Source organism: Streptomyces azureus (assembly GCF_001270025.1).
Classification (GTDB): Bacteria; Actinomycetota; Actinomycetes; order Streptomycetales; family Streptomycetaceae; genus Streptomyces; species Streptomyces azureus.
This window is the reverse complement of record NZ_DF968217.1, coordinates 45,513-63,726: the sequence shown is the minus strand read 5'-3', so window position 1 is coordinate 63,726 and position 18,214 is coordinate 45,513. Positions and strand designations below refer to the sequence as shown.

At 72.8% G+C, this 18,214-nt stretch carries 16 protein-coding genes and 2 pseudogenes; 3 read left to right on the top strand and 15 right to left on the bottom strand.

The annotated features are described in order from the left end of the window. A partial coding sequence (locus AOQ53_RS06370; protein ID WP_236711610.1) for an MFS transporter occupies positions 1 to 508 on the bottom strand: 508 nt, incomplete at its 3' end. Positions 509 to 677: 169 nt separating this feature from the next. Between AOQ53_RS06370 and AOQ53_RS06365 the strand changes: the two genes are divergently transcribed. After that, a complete protein-coding gene (locus AOQ53_RS06365; RefSeq protein WP_059415729.1) occupies positions 678 to 2,729 on the top strand; it encodes a phosphocholine-specific phospholipase C in 2,052 nt (683 codons plus the stop codon). Here AOQ53_RS06365 and AOQ53_RS06360 read toward each other — a convergent pair. Both AOQ53_RS06360 and AOQ53_RS06355 read right to left on the bottom strand, forming a co-directional pair. Further along, positions 2,719 to 3,666 (bottom strand): DMT family protein, encoded by a 948-nt coding sequence (locus tag AOQ53_RS06360; protein ID WP_059415727.1) that lies wholly within the window; start codon positions 3,664 to 3,666, stop codon positions 2,719 to 2,721. The genes AOQ53_RS06365 and AOQ53_RS06360 overlap by 11 nt on opposite strands. Beyond that, the gene (locus AOQ53_RS06355; RefSeq protein ID WP_059415724.1) at positions 3,663 to 4,478 is read right to left on the bottom strand and encodes a phosphatase PAP2 family protein; all 816 of its coding nucleotides are present in this window, start codon (positions 4,476 to 4,478) and stop codon (positions 3,663 to 3,665) included. The genes AOQ53_RS06360 and AOQ53_RS06355 overlap by 4 nt, the downstream gene beginning before the upstream one ends. A 166-nt stretch (positions 4,479 to 4,644) precedes the next feature. Here AOQ53_RS06355 and AOQ53_RS06350 point away from each other — a divergent pair, with 166 nt between their 5' ends. Next, positions 4,645 to 5,253, top strand: coding sequence for a TetR/AcrR family transcriptional regulator (locus tag AOQ53_RS06350; protein ID WP_059415723.1), 609 nt, complete (start codon positions 4,645 to 4,647; stop codon positions 5,251 to 5,253). Positions 5,254 to 5,424: 171 nt separating this feature from the next. On the opposite strand, the gene AOQ53_RS40435 is transcribed toward AOQ53_RS06350, so the two are convergent. The 4 genes and pseudogenes from AOQ53_RS40435 to AOQ53_RS06335 form a co-directional block, all read right to left on the bottom strand. Next, positions 5,425 to 6,444, bottom strand: coding sequence for a hypothetical protein (locus tag AOQ53_RS40435; protein ID WP_236711612.1), 1,020 nt, complete (start codon positions 6,442 to 6,444; stop codon positions 5,425 to 5,427). 324 nt (positions 6,445 to 6,768) lie between these two features. After that, a pseudogene (locus AOQ53_RS45835) lies at positions 6,769 to 6,849 on the bottom strand (DUF2510 domain-containing protein); the annotation flags it as partial. Between the two features lie 57 nt (positions 6,850 to 6,906). After that, positions 6,907 to 7,134 carry a hypothetical protein gene (locus AOQ53_RS47635; protein ID WP_059415720.1) on the bottom strand — a complete coding sequence of 76 codons (228 nt, stop codon included), beginning with the start codon at positions 7,132 to 7,134 and terminating at the stop codon, positions 6,907 to 6,909. Positions 7,135 to 7,272: 138 nt separating this feature from the next. Next, positions 7,273 to 7,836: pseudogene (locus AOQ53_RS06335) on the bottom strand (MFS transporter); the annotation flags it as partial. Between the two features lie 220 nt (positions 7,837 to 8,056). On the opposite strand from AOQ53_RS06335, the gene AOQ53_RS06330 reads away from it, so the two are divergent. Continuing rightward, on the top strand, positions 8,057 to 10,741 hold the full coding sequence (locus tag AOQ53_RS06330; protein ID WP_059415719.1) for an ATP-binding protein: 2,685 nt from the start codon (positions 8,057 to 8,059) through the stop codon (positions 10,739 to 10,741). 1 nt (position 10,742) lies between these two features. On the opposite strand, the gene AOQ53_RS06325 is transcribed toward AOQ53_RS06330, so the two are convergent. The 8 genes from AOQ53_RS06325 to AOQ53_RS06290 form a co-directional block, all read right to left on the bottom strand. Further along, entirely contained in the window at positions 10,743 to 11,534 is a 792-nt protein-coding gene (locus AOQ53_RS06325) for an SDR family NAD(P)-dependent oxidoreductase (protein WP_059415717.1), read from the bottom strand. 78 nt (positions 11,535 to 11,612) lie between these two features. Next, positions 11,613 to 12,731: a bifunctional 3-oxoadipate enol-lactonase/4-carboxymuconolactone decarboxylase PcaDC gene (gene pcaDC, locus AOQ53_RS06320; RefSeq protein ID WP_059415715.1), complete on the bottom strand. Its 1,119-nt coding sequence runs from the start codon at positions 12,729 to 12,731 to the stop codon at positions 11,613 to 11,615. Then, a complete protein-coding gene (gene pcaB, locus AOQ53_RS06315; RefSeq protein WP_059415713.1) occupies positions 12,728 to 14,023 on the bottom strand; it encodes a 3-carboxy-cis,cis-muconate cycloisomerase in 1,296 nt (431 codons plus the stop codon). Before pcaB ends, pcaDC begins: the two co-directional genes overlap by 4 nt. Continuing rightward, on the bottom strand, positions 14,020 to 14,625 hold the full coding sequence (gene pcaG, locus AOQ53_RS06310) for a protocatechuate 3,4-dioxygenase subunit alpha (protein WP_059415711.1): 606 nt from the start codon (positions 14,623 to 14,625) through the stop codon (positions 14,020 to 14,022). Before pcaG ends, pcaB begins: the two co-directional genes overlap by 4 nt. 6 nt (positions 14,626 to 14,631) lie before the next feature. Next, entirely contained in the window at positions 14,632 to 15,405 is a 774-nt protein-coding gene (gene pcaH, locus AOQ53_RS06305; RefSeq protein WP_059415737.1) for a protocatechuate 3,4-dioxygenase subunit beta, read from the bottom strand. A 17-nt stretch (positions 15,406 to 15,422) separates the two neighbouring features. Further along, positions 15,423 to 16,664 carry a thiolase family protein gene (locus AOQ53_RS06300; RefSeq protein WP_059415709.1) on the bottom strand — a complete coding sequence of 414 codons (1,242 nt, stop codon included), beginning with the start codon at positions 16,662 to 16,664 and terminating at the stop codon, positions 15,423 to 15,425. Beyond that, positions 16,661 to 17,305 carry a CoA transferase subunit B gene (locus AOQ53_RS06295; protein WP_059415707.1) on the bottom strand — a complete coding sequence of 215 codons (645 nt, stop codon included), beginning with the start codon at positions 17,303 to 17,305 and terminating at the stop codon, positions 16,661 to 16,663. Before AOQ53_RS06295 ends, AOQ53_RS06300 begins: the two co-directional genes overlap by 4 nt. Beyond that, positions 17,305 to 18,060 (bottom strand): CoA transferase subunit A, encoded by a 756-nt coding sequence (locus AOQ53_RS06290; RefSeq protein WP_059415706.1) that lies wholly within the window; start codon positions 18,058 to 18,060, stop codon positions 17,305 to 17,307. The genes AOQ53_RS06295 and AOQ53_RS06290 overlap by 1 nt, the downstream gene beginning before the upstream one ends. Positions 18,061 to 18,214 lie beyond the last annotated feature (154 nt).

The window sequence follows — 18,214 nt, the reverse complement described above, 5'->3', positions numbered from 1 at the left end:
GCTGCCCCACGGTCGTCGACACGTACTGGAAGCTGGAGAACAGACCGCGCCTGCCGGGGCCCGCCGACTCCACCAGGAAGGTGGTCGAGGCCGCGAACTCGCCACCCACGGACAGCCCTTGCAGCAGCCGCGCCAGGACGAGGATCACCGGCGCCAGCACGCCCACCGCCGCGTACGTCGGAGTCAGCCCGACGAGCAGGCTGCTGCCGCCCATCAGCAGGATGGTGACCGTCAGCGCGGTCCGCCGCCCGTGCCGGTCCGCGACCGCCCCCATCAGCAGCCCGCCGACCGGCCGCATGAAGAAGCCCACCGCGAACACCGCGAACGTGGACAGCAGCGGCACCAGCGAGTTGTCCGCGCTCTTCGGGAAGACCTGTGCGGCGATGTAGGTGGCCAGAAACGTGTAGGCGTACCAGTCGTACCACTCCACGGCGTTGCCCACGGAGGCGGCGAGGAGCTGGCGAACGGGCCGTTTCGTCGGCGGGGAGGCCGTCTGCGTCTCTGTCACGCCCATGACTCTCCCCGGGCATCACCCCGGCACACCTCGCGTACCGGCGACTTTCACACGAGTGTCACCGGCCCCTTCCTTGACGTTTGGTGTCCCTGAAACACTCCTTCCGCGCAGATTCCGTCATGTTCCGGCCATCCCGTACCTCAGGATGAGAGGTCTGTCCTTCATGTCCGAAGTCAACCGGCGCCGCTTTCTCCAACTCGCGGGTGCCACCACGGCCTTCAGCGCACTGTCCGCCAGCATCCAGCGCGCCGCCGCGCTCCCGGCCAACCACCGCACCGGGTCGATCGAGGACGTCGAGCACATCGTCGTCCTGATGCAGGAAAACCGTTCCTTCGACCACTACTTCGGCACCCTGAGAGGCGTCCGCGGCTTCGGCGACCCGCGTCCCGTCACTCTCGACAACGGCAAACCGATATGGCACCAGGAGAAGGACGGCAAGGAGATCCTGCCGTTCCACCCGGACGCCGACGACCTCGGCATGCAGTTCCTGGAGGGCCTGCCGCACTCCTGGCCCGACGGCCAGCACGCCTACAACGGCGGCAAGTACGACAAGTGGCTGCCCGCCAAGGGCACCACGACCATGGCGTACCTGACCCGCGAGGACATCCCCTTCCACTACGCCCTCGCCGACGCCTTCACGGTCTGCGACGCATACCACTGCTCGTTCATCGGCTCCACCGACCCCAACCGCTACTACATGTGGTCCGGGTACACCGGCAACGACGGCACCGGCGGCGGCCCGGTCCTCGGCAACGACGAACTCGGCTACGGCTGGACGACCTATCCCGAGCGCCTGGAGCAGGCCGGCATCTCCTGGAAGATCTACCAGGACATCGGCGACGGCCTCGACGCGAAGGGCTCCTGGGGCTGGATCGAGGACGCCTACCGCGGCAACTACGGCGACAACTCCCTGCTGTACTTCGACAAGTACCGCGACGCCAAGCCCGGCGATCCCTGGTACGACAAGGCCCGCACCGGCACGAACGCCAAGGCCGGCGACGGCTACTTCGACGTGCTGAAGGCCGACGTCAAGGCGGACAGGCTGCCGCAGATCTCCTGGATCGCCGCCCCCGAGGCCTTCAGCGAGCACTCCAACTGGCCGTCGAACTACGGCGCCTGGTACATCGCCCAGGTCCTGGACGCCCTCACCGCCAACCCGGAGGTCTGGTCGAAGACGGCCCTGTTCATCACCTACGACGAGAACGACGGCTTCTTCGACCACGTCGTGCCGCCCCTGCCGCCGGAGGACGCCTCCCGCGGAAAGTCCACCGTCGACGTCTCCCTCGACCTCTTCCCGGGCGACGGCAAGAACACGGCCGGCCCCTACGGCCTCGGGCCCCGGGTGCCGATGCTGGTCGTCTCGCCGTGGAGCAAGGGCGGATACGTCTGCTCGGAGACGTTCGACCACACCTCGATCCTGCGGTTCATGGAGCGCCGCTTCGGTGTGCGCGAGAGCAACATCTCGCCGTGGCGCCGGGCGATCTGCGGTGACCTGACCTCCGCGTTCGACTTCTCCCGCAAGGACACGCGCCCCGCGTCGCTGCCCGGCACCGACGAGTACGAGCCGCAGGACCGCGAACGCCACCCCGACTACCGTCCGACCCCGCCCGCCGACCCGCGCATGCCCCGGCAGGAACGCGGCCTGCGCCGCGCCAGGCCGCTGAAGTACGCACCGTACGTGGACGCCTCGGTCGACGCGGCGGCCGGGAAGCTCACCCTCGCCTTCGCCTCCGGGCCGAAGGCCGGCGCCGCCTTCCACGTCACCTCCGGCAACCGCGGCGACGGCCCCTGGATGTACACCACAGAGGCCGGCAAGACCCTCTCCGACACCTGGAACCCGGCCTACTCCGCGGGCTCGTACGACCTGACCGTGCACGGCCCGAACGGCTTCGTGCGGGTCTTCAAGGGGTCGAACAGGACGGCCGGCTGCGAGGTCACCGCACGCCACACCGGTGACGACATCGAGCTGACCTTCACCAACAAGGGCTCCGGCACGGCACGGCTGAAGCTCTCCGACGGTTACGGAGGCAGGCCCTCGACCGTCACCGTCCGCCCCGGCGCGAAGGTGCGGCGGACCGTCGACCTCGCCGCCGGCCGCCGCTGGTACGACCTGACCGTCACCGCCGAGGGCGACGCGGCGTTCCTGCGGCGGTTCGCGGGACACGTCGAGAACGGGCAGCCGGGCGTGAGCGACCCGGCGTTCATCACCGCGTAGCCGTGGTGAGGTGCCCCGGATCGTGCGGCCGGGGCACCAACGCCGGTTCGGCCGCGGCCGAACCGGGTTCCAGGGCCAGGACGGCGGCCACCGGATGGTCGTCGTCCGCCGGGGCGTGCCGGGGCGTCGCCCGGCTGAGCAGCACCACGCCCCAGGACGCCAGACCGCCCCCGGCGAGCGCCAGCAACACGCCCGCCGGGCCGCCCTGGAGGCGCTCGCCCAGCAGCGACAGGCCGATCACCGCGGCGGCCAGCGGATTGGCCAGGGTCACCACCGCGAGCGGGCCGCCGAGACCGCCCCGGTAGGCCGTCTGCGACAGCAGCAGCCCGCCGGCCGCGAAGGCCGCCACGAGCAGCGCCACCCCGACCACCTGGGCGCTCAGCAGCGGACCGGACCGGCCCGTCGCCGCCACGGTCACGGTCTGCGTGAGGGCCGAGGCGACCCCGGAGGCCACGCCGGACGCGCTCGCGTGCCGCAGCCCCGGGCGGGCGCCCGGCCGGGACAGCACGCCGATGAGGGCCGCGGTGGCGCCCGCGACCGCCAGCGCCTCGGGAACGCTCAGCACGTCGTCGGGCGCCGGACCGGACGCCGTGACCAGGATCGCGCCCAGGCCGAGCAGCGTCAGCGCGGTGCCCCTCCACTCGACGGCGCTCACCCGCCGCCCCGCGAGCCGCGCCCCCATCGGCACCGCCGCGACCAGGGTGAGCGCGCCGAGCGGCTGGACCACGGTCAGCGGACCGTACTTCAGCGCCACGACGTGCAGCAGTGCGGCAGCCGCGTTCAGTCCGACCGACCACCACCAGGCGCCACTGCCGAGCAGCCGCAGCGAGCCCGCACCGGGGGAGCGGGAGGCGAGCCGCTCCTGGGTGACCGCGGCGGCCGCGTAGGCGACGGCGGAGACCAGGGACAGGACCACGGCGACGAGGACGGCGCTCATCGGCCCGCCCCCGCGAGCGCCTGCTCCTCGGCCCGGCTCTGGGCCTGGGCCGGTACGAGCCTGCCCGGCGCGCGGCCCGCCGTCATCACCGTGCGATGCGGCAGGTGGACCGCCGCGAGTGCGAGACCCAGCGACGCCGTCGCCACGATCGCGTCGAGCCAGTAGTGGTTCGCGGTGCCGACGATCACCAGCAGCGTCAGCAGGGGATGCAGCAGCCACAACCAGCGCCACCGCGAGCGGGTCGCCACGATCAGGCCGGCCGCCACCATCAGCGCCCAGCCGAAGTGCAGCGACGGCATCGCCGCGAACTGGTTCGACAGGGAGTCGGTCGCGGGACTGCCGTACACCGACGGGCCGTAGACTCCCGCCGTGTCCACCAGGCCGGTCGCGGCCAGCATGCGCGGCGGGGCGAGCGGGAACAGCAGATGCAGCACCAGGGCGGCCGCGGTGACCGCGGCCAGGACCCGGCGGGCCCACACGTAGTGGGCCGGGCGGCGCAGGTAGAGCCAGATCAGGAAGGCGGCGGTGGCCGGGAAGTGGACGGCCGCGTAGTAGGTGTTCGCGATGTGCACCAGGCCGTCGCCGTGCAGCAGCAGGGACTGCACCGCCCCCTCGCCGGGCATCCGGACCGCTCGTTCGAAGTCCCACACGCGGTACGCGTTGTGGAAGGCCTCTCCGGTGTGGCCCGTGGCCAGCTGCCGGCCGAGCTTGTAGACGAGGAAGAGCCCTGCGACGAGCAGGAGCTCCCGGACGAGCGGCGGTCGCGCTATCGCGTCGGACCCCGCCGGCGCAGGCTCGGTGCGGGCATTCATCCCCCGGCCCTTTCGGTGACGGTGCTGCTGTTATCGGTACGAGTGCGTACCGATACGCCAGTGTACCGATACGTCTGCGTACCGGTACACTGGCGTATCGATAGACGAACGACACACCGCCGGCCGGGAATTCTCCGGCCGCCCGAGGAAGCCAGGAGCACAGCCCATGACGTCGCAGGCTGCGGACCGGCCCGAGCCGGTCGGTTCCTCGCGCCGCTCCAAGATCACGCCCGAGCGTGAGCAGGAGTTCTACGACGCCGTGCTGGAGCAGCTCCGCGAGTGCGGCTACGACTCCGTCACCATGGAGGGGATCGCGGCCAGCACCCGGTGCAGCAAGTCCACGCTCTACCGGCAGTGGAAGACCAAGCCCCAGTTCGTGGCGGCGGCGCTGCGCTCCCACCGGCGCACGCGCTGCATCGACACCGGCTCGCTCGCGGACGACCTGCGCGAGGCGGCCCGGGCGGCGGGCGAGCTGTCGGGCCGGGACACCAAGCTCCTCCAGGCGCTCGCCCATGCCGCGCCCCAGGACGCCGAGCTACAGCGCGCGTTGCGCGAGGCGCTGGTCGAACCGGAGATCGCCGCGCTGAAGGAGATCATCCGGCGCGGGGTCGAACGGGGGGAGGTGCCCGCCGATCATCCGGCGCTGGAGTACATCCCCGCGCAGATGTACGGCGTTCTGCGCATCCGGCCCGTCCTGGAGGGGGAGGACGCGGACCCGGACTACCTCGTCCGGTTCGTGGAGGCGGCCGTGCTGCCGGCACTCGGCCTCACCTGAGACCCGGGCCGCCGTTCACAGGATGACCGGACGGCGACCCGACCGCGCCGACCCGTGGGGACGGGGGCGGCGCGCACCCCGGCCGGGTGGGGTTCCCCTGTGAGCGGCGGGGGCGCCCCACCCGGCCGACAGTGTCCAGGTCCCCTTGGTGTCCGGCTGTGTCCCGGCCGGTCAGACGACCTGGCCGTTGCCGCCGCCCGTCGACACCTTGATGCCCTTGGTGATCTCGTCGAGGACGGACTCCTTCTGGTCGGCGTCGACGCCGAAGCGCACGACGACCATCTGCTTGGCGTTCGCGGGGGAGGGGAACGCGAGCGACTCCACGATGCCGTCGGCGCCCTTGCTCGTGACGGCCTTCCAGCGGACCAGATAGCCCTTCTGCCCGGCCACGGTCACGGACTTGGCGGCCAGCACGTCGTGGGAGGTGATCCCGCCGTAGGACTTGCCGCCGTAGGACTCCTCGGCGTTCGCCGCGATGTCCGCCTTCGCGACCTCCTCGGCGGTGGCGCCCTTGGTGCCGAGGGCCAGGGCCGGTGCCGAGTACGCTCCGCCCTTCGTGCAGGTCGAGGCGGTGTCGCCGGGGCACTTGTAGGAGTCGTCGGACGTCACCTGCGCGCCGACCGCGACCTCCTGGCCGTACCAGCCCTTCGGGATCGGCAGGCTGATCCCGCTGACCGCGTCGGTCACCGACCCGCTCCTGATCTTCGGCGGCTGGGACTGCTCGGGCGACGGGCTCTGACCGCCGGAGCCGCCGTCCCCGCCGGAGCCCCCGGAGTCGCCCGGGCCGTCGAACGGCCCGCCCCGGCCCCCGGGGCCGCCCGGGCCGCCCGGCGCCTGCGAGGTGGCGGAACCGCCGCCCGCGCCGTTGTCGGTCAGCGCGTACACGCCGACACCGATGCTGGCGAGCACAACGACGGCTGCCGCCACGGCTGTCCCGATCCGCAGCCCTCGCCCTCGGCCGGCGGGCTGAGGCGTTGCGGGGTAGGTGGGATATCCGGGAGCTGCCGGATAGCCGGTGCCAGGCGGATACCCGGCGCCGGCCGGATACCCAGCGGCTCTCGGTTGTCCGGCACTCGCCGGATACCCAGCGGCTCCCGGTTGTCCGGCACTCGCCGGATACCCCGGGGCGACGGGGCCGGCCGGCTCTCCGGTCGCTCCCGGTTGTCCGGCAACGCCCGGATGTCCCGGAATCCCCGAGGCTGCGGTGCCGTTCGGATGTCCGGCGGCTCCCGGTGCCCCGGGGGCAGTCGGCTGCGCCGCTTCCGGCTGTCCAACGCCGGCCGGCTGCCCGGCGTCAGCCGGATTCCCTGGGACTCCCGGTGCCCCCGCGTCAGTCGGCTGCCCAGTGGCGCCGGGATGTCCGGGCGACGTGTCCCCCGAGGTCGCCGGATCCCCCGACGGCCTCTCACCGGGGGCCGGATCCGTCGGGGAGGCCTCCGCCGTCGGCGGCTGCGTAGGGGGACCCCAGGTCGCGGCCGGGTCCGCCGGACGGATGCGGTCCGTCCAGGTCTTGCCGTCCCACCAGCGCACGGTGGCGGGCCCGTCACTTTTCTGCCCGGGGTCGGGGTACCACCCGGGAGGAGTCTCCTGCGTCATGCCCCCACCGTATGAGGCGTCGGTGAAAGTGGCATGAGAGGAGCCGAACGGATCGCGTCAGTCCAGCAGCAGACGCGTCGGGACTCCGGTCGGCCGGCGGGGAAGCCGCAGCCCGTCCCGGCCCGGGGTCACCGACTCGAGCACGCTCGGATGCAGGGCACCGTGCTCGCGGGCCCGATGCCGGGCAGGCCGGGCAGGCCGTACAGCGTCAGGAAACCCCAGGACCGCGAAGGCGTAGGCCTCCTTCGCGTCGGACGGCAGCCCGAGTTCGTCCGAGGTCCGCACCGCCAACCCCCGGCAGCAACTCTGCGAGCATCCTCGTCAGTACCGGGTTGCGGGTCCCGCCGCCCGAAGCGACGGCCTCCCTCGCGCCCACCGGCCGCACGGCGTCCGCCACCGCGCGGACCACGACCAGCACCGCTCCCGTCCGCCCCACGCGACCGACTGCCCCGTCGCCAGCAGCGTGGCGAGCAGCGCTGCCGCTCCCACACCGGCCAGCAGCCCCAGCGCCACCGTGAACGACTGCAACGACCCGTACAACCCTCGCCTGCCCGGATGGGGGTATCTCCCTGCTCGAGCGAAGCCGAGAGCTTGGGGGAGCGAACGCCGTCATCACCGACACCGCCCCGCCGAACTCCCCACCGGCGGACAACCCTTGGAGTACCCGCAGGACGGTGAGCAGCCAGGGCGCCACGCCACCCGCCTGCGCGTAGGTCGGCAACGCGCCGATCAGTGTCGTCGCGACCGTCGTCAGCGTGATCACCAGGACCAGCACCGGACGCCGGCCGACCCGGTCGCCCAGGCGCCCGAGAAGCGCCGCACCGATGGGCCGGAAGAAGAACGCCAGCGCGAACGACGTCTTCACCAGCGCCCCTGCCTCGCTGCCGCCCTCCGCCGTGAAGAACCGCGCCGCGATGATCGTCGCGAAGCAGCCGTAGACGCCGAACCCGTACCACTCGATGAGATCGCCCACCGATCCGCGACCAGCGCCCGGCGGCCGCGCCGTGTGTGTCCCGTTCCTGGTGAATGAACGTCACCTCCCGTGCTGCCGCGCCCCGTTGACCCCGAAAGGGGCCGGTCGCGTCGTCCGGACGCACCCCGTGTCACCCGTCACGGCAACTGGTGCCCGGACAGCCCTCCACTCAGGCAATCGGAGGACTACGCTCGACGTCTGTACGTCGTTCGTGCGACTTGGGGAGGTAGCGGGATGACGGAGGTACGGCCCACGGCCGGCGCCTCGGCTTCCCTGTGGGAGCGCGACGAGGAAGTCGCCGCCGTCGCGCGGGCGGTCGACAGGCTCTGCGAGGACCGCTCCTCGTCCGGCGGACTGCTGGTCTTCCGTGGCGAGGCCGGACTCGGCAAGACCGCGCTGCTGGCCGAAACCCGCCGCATCGCCGAGGCACGCGGCTGCACGGTCTGGTCGGCACGCGGCGGCGAGACCCTCAGGTCGGTCCCCTTCTACGTCGTACGGCAGTTGCTGCAACCGGCACTGGTGTCGATGCTGCCGGAGGAGGCACGCGAGTACCTCGGCGACTGGTACGACATCGCCGGCCCCGCCCTCGGCATTGCGGACCCCGGCGACCGCCAGGCCGACCCGCAGGGCGTGTGCGACGGCCTGGTCGCCGCCGTGCGCCGGCTTTCCCGCCGGGAGTGGCCGCTGGTGCTGCTGATCGACGACGCCCACTGGGCCGACCAGGAGACCCTGCACTGGCTCTCGGGGCTCGCCGAGCGCCTCGACGAGATGTCCGTCCTGGTCGTGGTGACCCGCCGCCCGGGCGAGGTCTCCGGCGCGAGCGCCCGGCACCTCGACACCGTCGCCGCCGCCGCGGACGGCCCCGTCACGACCCTCAGCGCCCTCACCCCGGACGCCACCGCAGGACTCACCCGCGACACCCTGGGCGAGCACGCCGACGCCGCGTTCTGCCGCGAGGTCTGGGCCGTCACCGCCGGCAACCCCTACGAGACCGTCGAACTCCTCGCCAAGGTGCGGGACAGCGAACTCCAACCGGTCGAGGCCGGAGCCGGGGAACTGCGCGAGCTGAACCGCTCGGCCCGCGGCGGCGGCCTCGTCGCCCGCCTGGAGGAACTCGGCATAGACGCCACCAGGTTCGCCTGGGCCGCCGCCATCCTCGGCACCGGCATCTCCATCGACCTGGTCGCCAAGCTCGCCACCCTGCGGCCCGACGACGCCCGCCGCTGCGCCGAACTGCTGCGCACCGCCCGCATCCTCACCGCCCCCGACCCGGCGACCGGCCGCACCGGCGAAGGCGACCTGGAGTTCGTCCACCCGCTGATCGCCACCGACGTCTACAACTCCATCCCGGACGCCCTGCGCACCGCCATGCACGGCATCGCCGCCCGCATCGTCACCGACGAGGGACACGGCGCCGCGGCCGCCGCCCGCCACCTCCTGGAAGTCCACCCGGACGACGACGAGGAACTCGTCGGCCAACTACGCGAGGCCGCCCGCGAGCACCTCGCCGTCGGCGCCCCCGACGCCGCCCGCCGCTGCCTGGAGCGCGCGCTGGAGGAACCGCCCCGGCCCGAGGTCCACGCACACGTCCTGTACGAACTGGGCTGCGCCACCCTCCTGACCGTGCCCGCCAGGACGATGGGCCACCTGCGGACCGCGCTCGGCATGCCCGGCCTCAACGGCGACGACCGGGTGGACGCCGTCGTCCGCCTGTCCCAGGCGCTGGTCCACAACGACCAGCTGGAGGAGGCCGTCCGCATGGTCGACTCGGAGGCGGCCCGGCTGGAACCCGGGCCCGCCCGGATGCGGCTGGAGGCCGTGCGCATCATGTGGGAGGGGATCCACGCCGGTGAGGTGGTCTCACCGGGCCGCTCCGAGCGCCTGGCCGAGCTCGCGCGGACCTGCACCGGCCGGGACAACTCCGAACGTGCGCTGCTCATCCTGCGCGGCTTCGACGCCCTGATGCGCGGGGAGAACGCCGAGGAGGTCGTCGAGCTGTGCGACCGCGCCCTCGTCAACGGCCGTCTGGCTCCCGGACTCGGGTGGACCGGCAGCGAGTGGGGCATCGAACTGCTGCTGATGCTGGCCAACGCGTATGCCTTCACCGACCGCATCGACCGGGCCGAAAGCCTCTTCAACGAGGCCGTGCGTACGTACGAGATCGCCGGCTGGACCGGCGGACACCTCGCCCTGGCGCACGCCTACGTCGGCGTCGCGCACCGCAGGCGCGGCCGCCTCGAGGACGCGGAACAGTCCCTGCGCGAGGCGCTGCCCCTCGCCGAGCGGGTCGGTCGCGGACTGCCCCTGTACTGGACCGTGACCTGCAATCTCGTCGACACGCCGCTCGCCCGCGGGCATGTGGACGAGGCCTGCGACGTCGCGGAGCGGTACGGCTTCGCCCCGCCCTACCCGTCGACCATAGTGCTTCCGGACCCGCGGGTGGTGCGCGGCCGGCTGCTGCTCGCTGTCGGCCGTACCAAGGACTGCGTCAACGAACTGGAAGCCGCCGGGAAGGCGGCAGCCGCGCGCGGCCACCACAACCCGGTGCTCGTCCCCTGGGCGGCCGACCTCGCCCGGGCCCTGGCCACCGAGGACCCGGCCCGCGCCGCCCGGCTCGCCGTCGACGTCCGCCGCCAGGCCGAGCGCTTCGGCACGAACACCGCCATAGGGGAGGCCCTGCGCTGCGCCGCCGCCCTGGAGACCGGCCAGCGCGCGGTCCGCCTCGCCGCCCAGGCCGTCGCCTACCTGGAGTCCTCGCCCTGCCAGTACGAGCACGCGGCGGCCCGCATCGAGTACGGCATCGCCGCCCGCTCGGCGGCCGACCTCGACCGCGGCCTGGACCTGGCGGTCTCCTGCGGCGCGGACGGACTGGCCAAGCGGGCACGGGCCGCTCTGAAGGCGGGTGCCGGACCCGGGTAGCTCAGGCGGCGAGCAACTGGTCGGTCACCGCGGCGAGTCGCTTGCGCACCCCGGGGTCGTACGCCGCCTCATGGGCCCGGGCCGGGCTCGTCCCGTCGAAGTACCGGCCGCTGCCCAGGTCCCGGGTGGCCAGGGCCAGCACACCGGCCGCCCCGTCGGCGACCGTGCTCCACGGCGTGACGTCCGCCTCGCGGACCATCGCCGTGTCCATGTAGGTCGCCGGGTGCAGCACGTTCACCGAGACGCCGGTGCCGTCCAGTTCCCCGGCGAGCGCGAAGGTGTGCGCGGCGAGCGCGAACTTGCTGCGGCAGTACGCCGACGCGCCGTCGTAGCCGCGGGTGAACTCGGGGTCCTCGATGTCGAGGGGTTCCTGACCGGCCGAGCCGACGTTGACGATCCGCGCCGGCGCGTTCGCCCGCAGCACCGGCAGCAGGGCCCGGGTCAGCACGACCGGCGCCAGATAGTTCACCGCCAGCCGCAACTCGTGCCCGTCGGCGCTCAGCTCACGGCCCGCACCGGGTGTCCCGGACCCCACGCCCGCGTTGTTGACCAGCACGTCGAGCTCGGGATGCGCGTCGGCGACGTGCCCGGCCAGCTCGCGCACCTGCGCCAGCGAGGCCAGGTCGGCGACGAACGCCTCGGCGTCCCCCTCGGTGCGCAGTTCCCCGGCCAGCCGCTCGGTGCGGCCCGCGTCCCGGCCGTGGACGAGGACGACATGCCCGCAGCGGACGAGTTCGAAGGCGACGTACCGGCCGAGCCCAGAGGTGGCGCCGGTGATCAGGATGGTGGACATGCCCCCACCGTAGGCACGCCACGCGGGCGGCAGCGAGCTGCCGCCGAGCCTACGACCGGCAGGGACACCCTCCGGCGCCTAGGAGTCGCCGTCCTCCTCCGCCAGCACCCGCTGTGCCGTCGCGAACGCCGAGTTCGCCGCCGGCACCCCGCAGTACACCGCCGTCTGGAGCAGCACCGCGCCGATCTCCTCCGGCGTGAGCCCGTTGCGGCGGGCCGCCCGGACGTGCATGGCCAGTTCGTCGTAGTGGCCGTGCGCGACCAGGGCGGTGAGGGTGATCATGCTGCGCTCGCGGCGCGACAGTGTCGGGTCGGTCCAGATCTCGCCCCAGGCGTAGCGCGAGATGAAGTCCTGGAAACGCGCCGTGAACGGGGTCTGCCGGGTCTGCGCCCGGTCGACGTGCGTGTCGCCGAGCACCTCGCGCCGCACCTCCATACCGCGCCCGGCAGGCCCGCCGAAGTGCGCGCGCAGCGCGGTCAGAACCGCCTCCGGGCACTGCGCGGGCGCCAGGTGCGAGGCGCGCGGGATCTCCACGAGCGCCGCGCCCGGCACGGCGTCCGCGATCTCCCGCAGATGCGCGGGCGGTGTCGCCGGATCGTCCCGCCCGGCCACCAGCAGGATCGGTACGGTGATCTCGGGCAGCCGGTCCCGCAGATCGAACGCGGCGAGCGCGTCACAGCAGGCGGCGTACGCGTCCGGGTCGGCGCGACGGTGGTCGTCCACCAGCTCCGGCACGGTGAAACCGGACGTGAACCAGCGCGCGTCCGCGCTCTCCGCCAGCCCGGCCAGCCCTTCCCGCCGTACCAGCGCGGCCCGCTCCTCCCAGGGCTTCGACCCGTTGAAGTGCGCGGAGGAGCAGATCACGGCGAGGGACGAAAGCCGCTGCGGGCGGTGCACCGCGAGGTGCAGCCCCACGGCCCCGCCCAGCGACACACCCGCGTACGCGAACCGCTGGATGCCGAGGGAGTCGGCGAGCGCCAGCACCAGGTCGGCGAGGTCACCTACCGTCGCGCCCGCGCTGATGAGGTCGGCCGCCGAGCCGCCGTGTCCCGGCAGATCCCAGCGGACCACCCGGTGGGCGATCGACAGCTCGGGGGCCACCTTGTCCCACAGGGCGTTCGACGTGCCGAGGGAGGGCCCGAGCAGCAGCGGGGGCGCGGAAACGGGTCCTTCGGCACGGTGGTCGAGGAGTGTCAACGTCGCTCCAGAGCACGGTCGGTGAGGGCTCCGGCGGAGCCGGTGTAGTGGGTGGGATCGAGGTCGGCGTCCGCCAGCTCCGGTGCCCGGTCCAGCGGGCGCCCCTCGGAGGCCAGCCGGGTGAGGAGTTCCTTGGCGCGGACGCGGCCCAGCACCGGGGCCAGCTCGGCGGACAGCCGCTCGGAGACGATCAACCCGCCGGTGAGATCCAGGTGTTCGCGCATGACCTCGGGCCTGACCCGCAGTCCCTCCGCCAGTTCGACGGCGTCCCGGGCGGCCCCGCCGGCCAGCCGCAGCAGGTCCCGCAGCGGCTCCCACTCCGCGTGCCAGGCCCCGGCCGGCCGTTCGTCCTCCGCCGCAAGCGATCCGTACAGCGTGGCCGCGAGCTGCGGGGCCCGCCGCGCGGCGGAGGCGACGAGGGTGGACCGTACGGGATTGGACTTGTGCGGCATGGCGGACGAGCCCCCGCCACTGCTCTCCGCGACCTCGGCGATCTCGGTGCGCGACAGGGTGAGGACGTCCACGGCGAGCTTGCCGAGCGCGCCCGCCGTGAAGGCGAGGCACCCGGCGAGATCGGCGACGGGCGTCCGCAGGGTGTGCCAGGGCAGCTCGGGTGCCCGGAGGCCGAGTTCACGGGCGTAGGCCGCCGGCAGCGCGGCCGGGTCGGTCGCCCCGTACGCCCCGAAGGCCGCCAACGTGCCCGCCGCGCCCCCGAGTTGGGCGGGCAGCGAGTCCTTTACGGCCCTCACCCGGTCCCGCGCGTCGAGGACGAGCGCCCGCCATCCGGCCGCCTTCAGCCCGAACGTCGTCGGTACGGCGTGCTGGGTGAGCGTCCGCCCCGGCATCGCGCTGTCACGGTGCTCGGCGGCCAGCCGCGCCAGCGCCTGTTCCGTGCGGCCGAGATCGGCGAGGGCCAGGTCCAGGGTGCGCACCGCGACCAGCATCGTCGCGGTGTCCATGATGTCCTGGCTGGTCGCGCCCCGGTGGACATAGGGGCCGTACTCCTCGCCGACAGCCTTCGTCAGCTCCGCGACCAGGGGAATGACGGGGTTGCCGCCCGCGCGGGCCCGCTCGGCGAGGGACCGGACGTCGAAGGCGCCGCCACCGGCCGCCTCGGTCACCGCCGTCGCCGCCTCGGCGGGGGCCAGCCCCAGCGCCGCCTGGGCCCGGGTCAGCGCGGCCTCCGCGTCGAGCAGCGCCCGCAGATAGGCGTGGTCGCTCGTGGCGGACGATGCCGCCGAGCCGGCCCACCCAGGGGCGAGCAGGCCGGTGTCGCCAGGGGCAGCTGTCACTGGAACTCCAGGAAGACCGTCTCGCCTTCGCCCTGAAGGCGGATGTCGAAACGGTACGTGCCGCCCGCCTCCGCCACGGCGATCAGCGTGTCGCGGCGTCCGTCCTCCAGCCGGGACAGCAGCGGATCGGCGGCGAGCACCGCCTCGTCGCCCGGCAGGTAGATGCGGGTGTACAGGTGCACGACAAGCCCCCGCGCGAAGACGCACACGCTGATGTACGGGGCGCTCCGCCCGCGCGCACCGGGGCGCAGCGTGCGCGCGTACCAGTGACCGTTCGCATCCGTCTGGATCCGTCCCCAGCCCGTGAACTCCACGCCGTTGCGCCCCAGGAAGCCGCCCGACGCCGGGTCGCGGCGCATCGAACCGTCCGCCGTCGGCACGTTGCCGTCCGGGTCCGCGCCCCACAGCTCGATCAGGGCGTCCGGCAGCGGATCGCCCGCGCCGTCGGTGACGTACCCGTGCACGGTGACCGTGTCCGGGTGCCCGAGGGGCGCGATGTCCTCGCCGCCGCGGAACGGCAGGGCGTGACCGTAGAACGGGCCGACGGTGTGCGACGGGGTGGGCAGCACGCTCTCCGGCCTGCTGGTGTCGATCTTCGTCATGGCAGGTCAACGCCCTTCTTCGATCCAGGTGGCGTTCGGGCCGTCCAGCACGATGTCCCAGTGGTAGCCCATCGAGAACTCCGGCACCGACAGGCCGTGGTCGTACGTCGCGACCAGCCGCTGCCGGGCCGCGTCGTCGGTCACCGACTGGATGATCGGGTCATAGGGGAACAGCGGGTCGCTCGGGAAGTACATCTGCGTCACGAGCCGCTGGGTGAACGCGGTGCCGAAGAGCGAGAAGTGGATGTGCGCCGGCCGCCAGGCGTTGAGGTGCTGGCGCCACGGGTACGGCCCCGGCTGGATGGTGGTGAAGTGGTAGCGGCCCTCGTCGTCGGTGAGCGTGCGGCCCACGCCGGTGAAGTTCGGGTCCAGCGGGGCGTCGTGCTGCTCGCGCTGGTGGGCGTAGCGGCCCGCCGAGTTGGCCTGCCAGATCTCCACGAGCTGGCCGCGCACCGGGCGGCCGTCGCGGTCCAGCAACCGCCCGGAGACGGTGATGCGCTCGCCGATCGGCTCGCCGTCGTGCTGCCGGGTGAGGTCGTTGTCGATCTCGGTGACGTCCCGCTCCCCGAAGGCCGGGGAGGCCAGCTCCACCAGCTCCGGGTCCTTGCTGACGTCGATCGTGACCGGCGGCTGCTTCGGGTGGCGGAGCACCGAGGAGCGGTACGGGGCGTAGTCGCGACGCGGCTGGTGCTCGACGGGCCCGCCGTCGGCGAGCCGCTTCTCGTACGCGGCGCGCTCGGCCGCGATCTCCTGGTCGATGTCGTGCTGAGTGAGAGTCATGGTGATCCCGGGTTTCGTCAACGTTCGAGGACGAGGGCGAGTCCTTGGCCCACCCCGATACACAGCGTGGCGACACCGACACCGCCGCCGCGCCGGGCCAGCTGATGGGCAACCGTGCCGGCGAGCCGCGCCCCGGACGCACCCAGCGGATGCCCGAGAGCGATCGCACCACCCTGCGGATTGAGGATCGCGGGATCGAACTCGGGCCATTCGGCCACACACCCCAGCACCTGCGCGGCGAAGGCCTCGTTCAGCTCCAGTACGGACAGGTCGCCAAATCCCCTGCCCGCCTTGGCCAACGCCCGGTTGACAGCCTCGACGGGGGCGAGCCCGAAGTAGTGCGGGTCGGTCGCCGACACACCCGTCGCACGGATCCGGGCCAGCGGCTCGCGCCCCGTGGCCTTCAGCCCCTCCTCGTCGACGAGCAGCAGCGCCGCCGCACCGTCGTTGAGCGGCGACGCGTTGCCCGCCGTCACCGTGCCTCCCCCAGCCTCCGGCCGGGGGGACCCCCATCTCGCTTCGCTCGCCTTACGGAACGACGGCTTCAGCTTGGCCATCGCCGCCAGGGAGGCATCCGCACGGACACTCTCGTCGGCGGCGAAGACGACCGGGTCGCCCTTGCGCTGCGGAATCGTCACGGGCGCCAGCTCGGCATCGAACACACCGGCCCGCTGAGCCTGTGCGGCCTTCTCATGGGAGGCAAGCGCGAACTCGTCCTGCTGCTCCCGGCCGATCTTGTGCTTGTCGGCGATGAGTTCCGCGCTCTCGCCCAGCGGGATCGTCCACTGCGGCTCCATGCGCGGGTTGACCATGCGCCAGCCGAGGGTGGTGGAGTACAGCTCGGTGTGTCCGGCCGGGAAGGGCTTGTCGTTCTTCGGCAGGACGTACGGTGCCCGGGTCATCGACTCGACCCCGCCGGCCAGCGCGATCGAGGCGTCGCCGAGCGCGATGGCACGGGCAGCCTGGATCACGGCCTCCAAGCCGGACGCGCACAGCCGGTTGACGGTCACGCCCGGTACGGAGGTGGGCAGGCCCGCGAGCAGGGCGGCCATCCGGCCGACGTTGCGGTTCTCCTCGCCGGCGCCGTTGGCGTTGCCGAAGTAGACGTCGTCGATCCGCGCCGGGTCCAACCGCGGAGTGCGGGCGAGGAGTTCACGGATGACGTGCGCGGCCAGGTCGTCCGGGCGCACGCCGGCCAGTGCGCCGTTGTAGCGGCCGATCGGCGTGCGGACCGCGTCGACGATGTAGACGTCCTTCACTTCACGGCCTCCGGCACGGTCACTTCGGCATCCGTCTTGGCGACGATCTCGGCGGCGGTCACGCCCGGCGCGGTCTCGACCAGGACGAGCCCGTCGTCGGTGACGTCGAGGACGCCGAGGTCGGTGATGATCCGGTTCACGCACCCCTTGCCGGTCAGCGGCAGGGCGCACTCGGTGAGGATCTTCGGCGAGCCGTCCTTGGCGGTGTGCGTCATGACGACGATGACGGTACGGGCGCCGTGCACCAGGTCCATCGCCCCGCCGATCCCGGTGATCAGCTTGCCGGGGATCGCCCAGTTGGCCAGGTCGCCCCGCGCGGACACCTGCATGGCACCGAGCACGGCCACGTCGATGTGCCCGCCCCGGATCATCGAGAAGGACAGCGCCGAGTCGAAGAAGGACGCGCCCGGCAGGACCGTCACGGTCTCCTTCCCGGCGTTGATCAGGTCCGGGTCGACGGCGTCCTCGGTGGGGTAGGGGCCCGTGCCCAGGATGCCGTTCTCCGATTCGAGGACGACCTCGACGCCCTCGGGGAGGTAGTTGGGGATGAGCGTGGGCAGGCCGATGCCGAGATTGACGTACTGGCCGTCCCTCAGCTCCCGTGCTGCCCGTGCGGCCATCTCCTCGCGACTCCAGGCCATCAGGACCTCACCGTCCGCTGCTCGATCTTCTTGTCCGCCGCCTGCTCGGGGGTGAGCGCGAGCACCCGCTGCACGAAGATCCCCGGCAGATGCACCGCGTCCGGGTCGATCTCGCCGGGCTCCACCAGCTCCTCCACCTCGGCGATCGTGACCCGCCCCGCCATCGCGGCCAGCGGGTTGAAGTTCCGGGCGGACTTGCTGAAGACCAGGTTGCCGTGCCGGTCGCCCTTCGCGGCCCGGACCAGGGCGAAGTCGGTCCGGATGCCCCGCTCCAGCACGTACTCCGTCCCGTCGAACTCCCGGACCTCCTTCGCCGGCGAGGCCACCGCGACACCCCCGGAGCCGTCGTAGCGCCACGGCAGTCCGCCCTCGGCGACCTGCGTGCCCACCCCGGCCGGGGTGTAGAAGGCGGGGATCCCGGCGCCGCCGGCCCGCAGCCGCTCGGCCAGCGTGCCCTGCGGGATCAGCTCGACCTCCAGCTCACCGGCCAGGTACTGCCGGGCGAACTCCTTGTTGGCGCCGATGTAGGAACCCGTCACCCGGGCGATCCGGCCGGCGGCCAGCAGGACCGCCAGGCCCGACTCCATCGCCCCGCAGTTGTTGGAGACCACCGACAGCCCGGCCACCCCGCGCTCGTACAGTGCCCCGATGAGCACGTTCGGGACACCGCTCAGCCCGAAACCGCCCACCGCGAGCGACGCGCCGTCCGGGACGTCGGCCACCGCCTCCAGGGCTGTGGCGACCACCTTGTCCATCCGAGAAGCCCCATCTCTTCCGAGCGTCCCGACGCAGATTTAGTCAGGGCACTGAGTATTTCCGCGAAGCCACCCTCACGCTGCCACCGGGACGGCGAGGCGTCAAGAGCTGGGAGTATCGGTCGATGGCACCTTGCGCGGACGGCAGACAGTC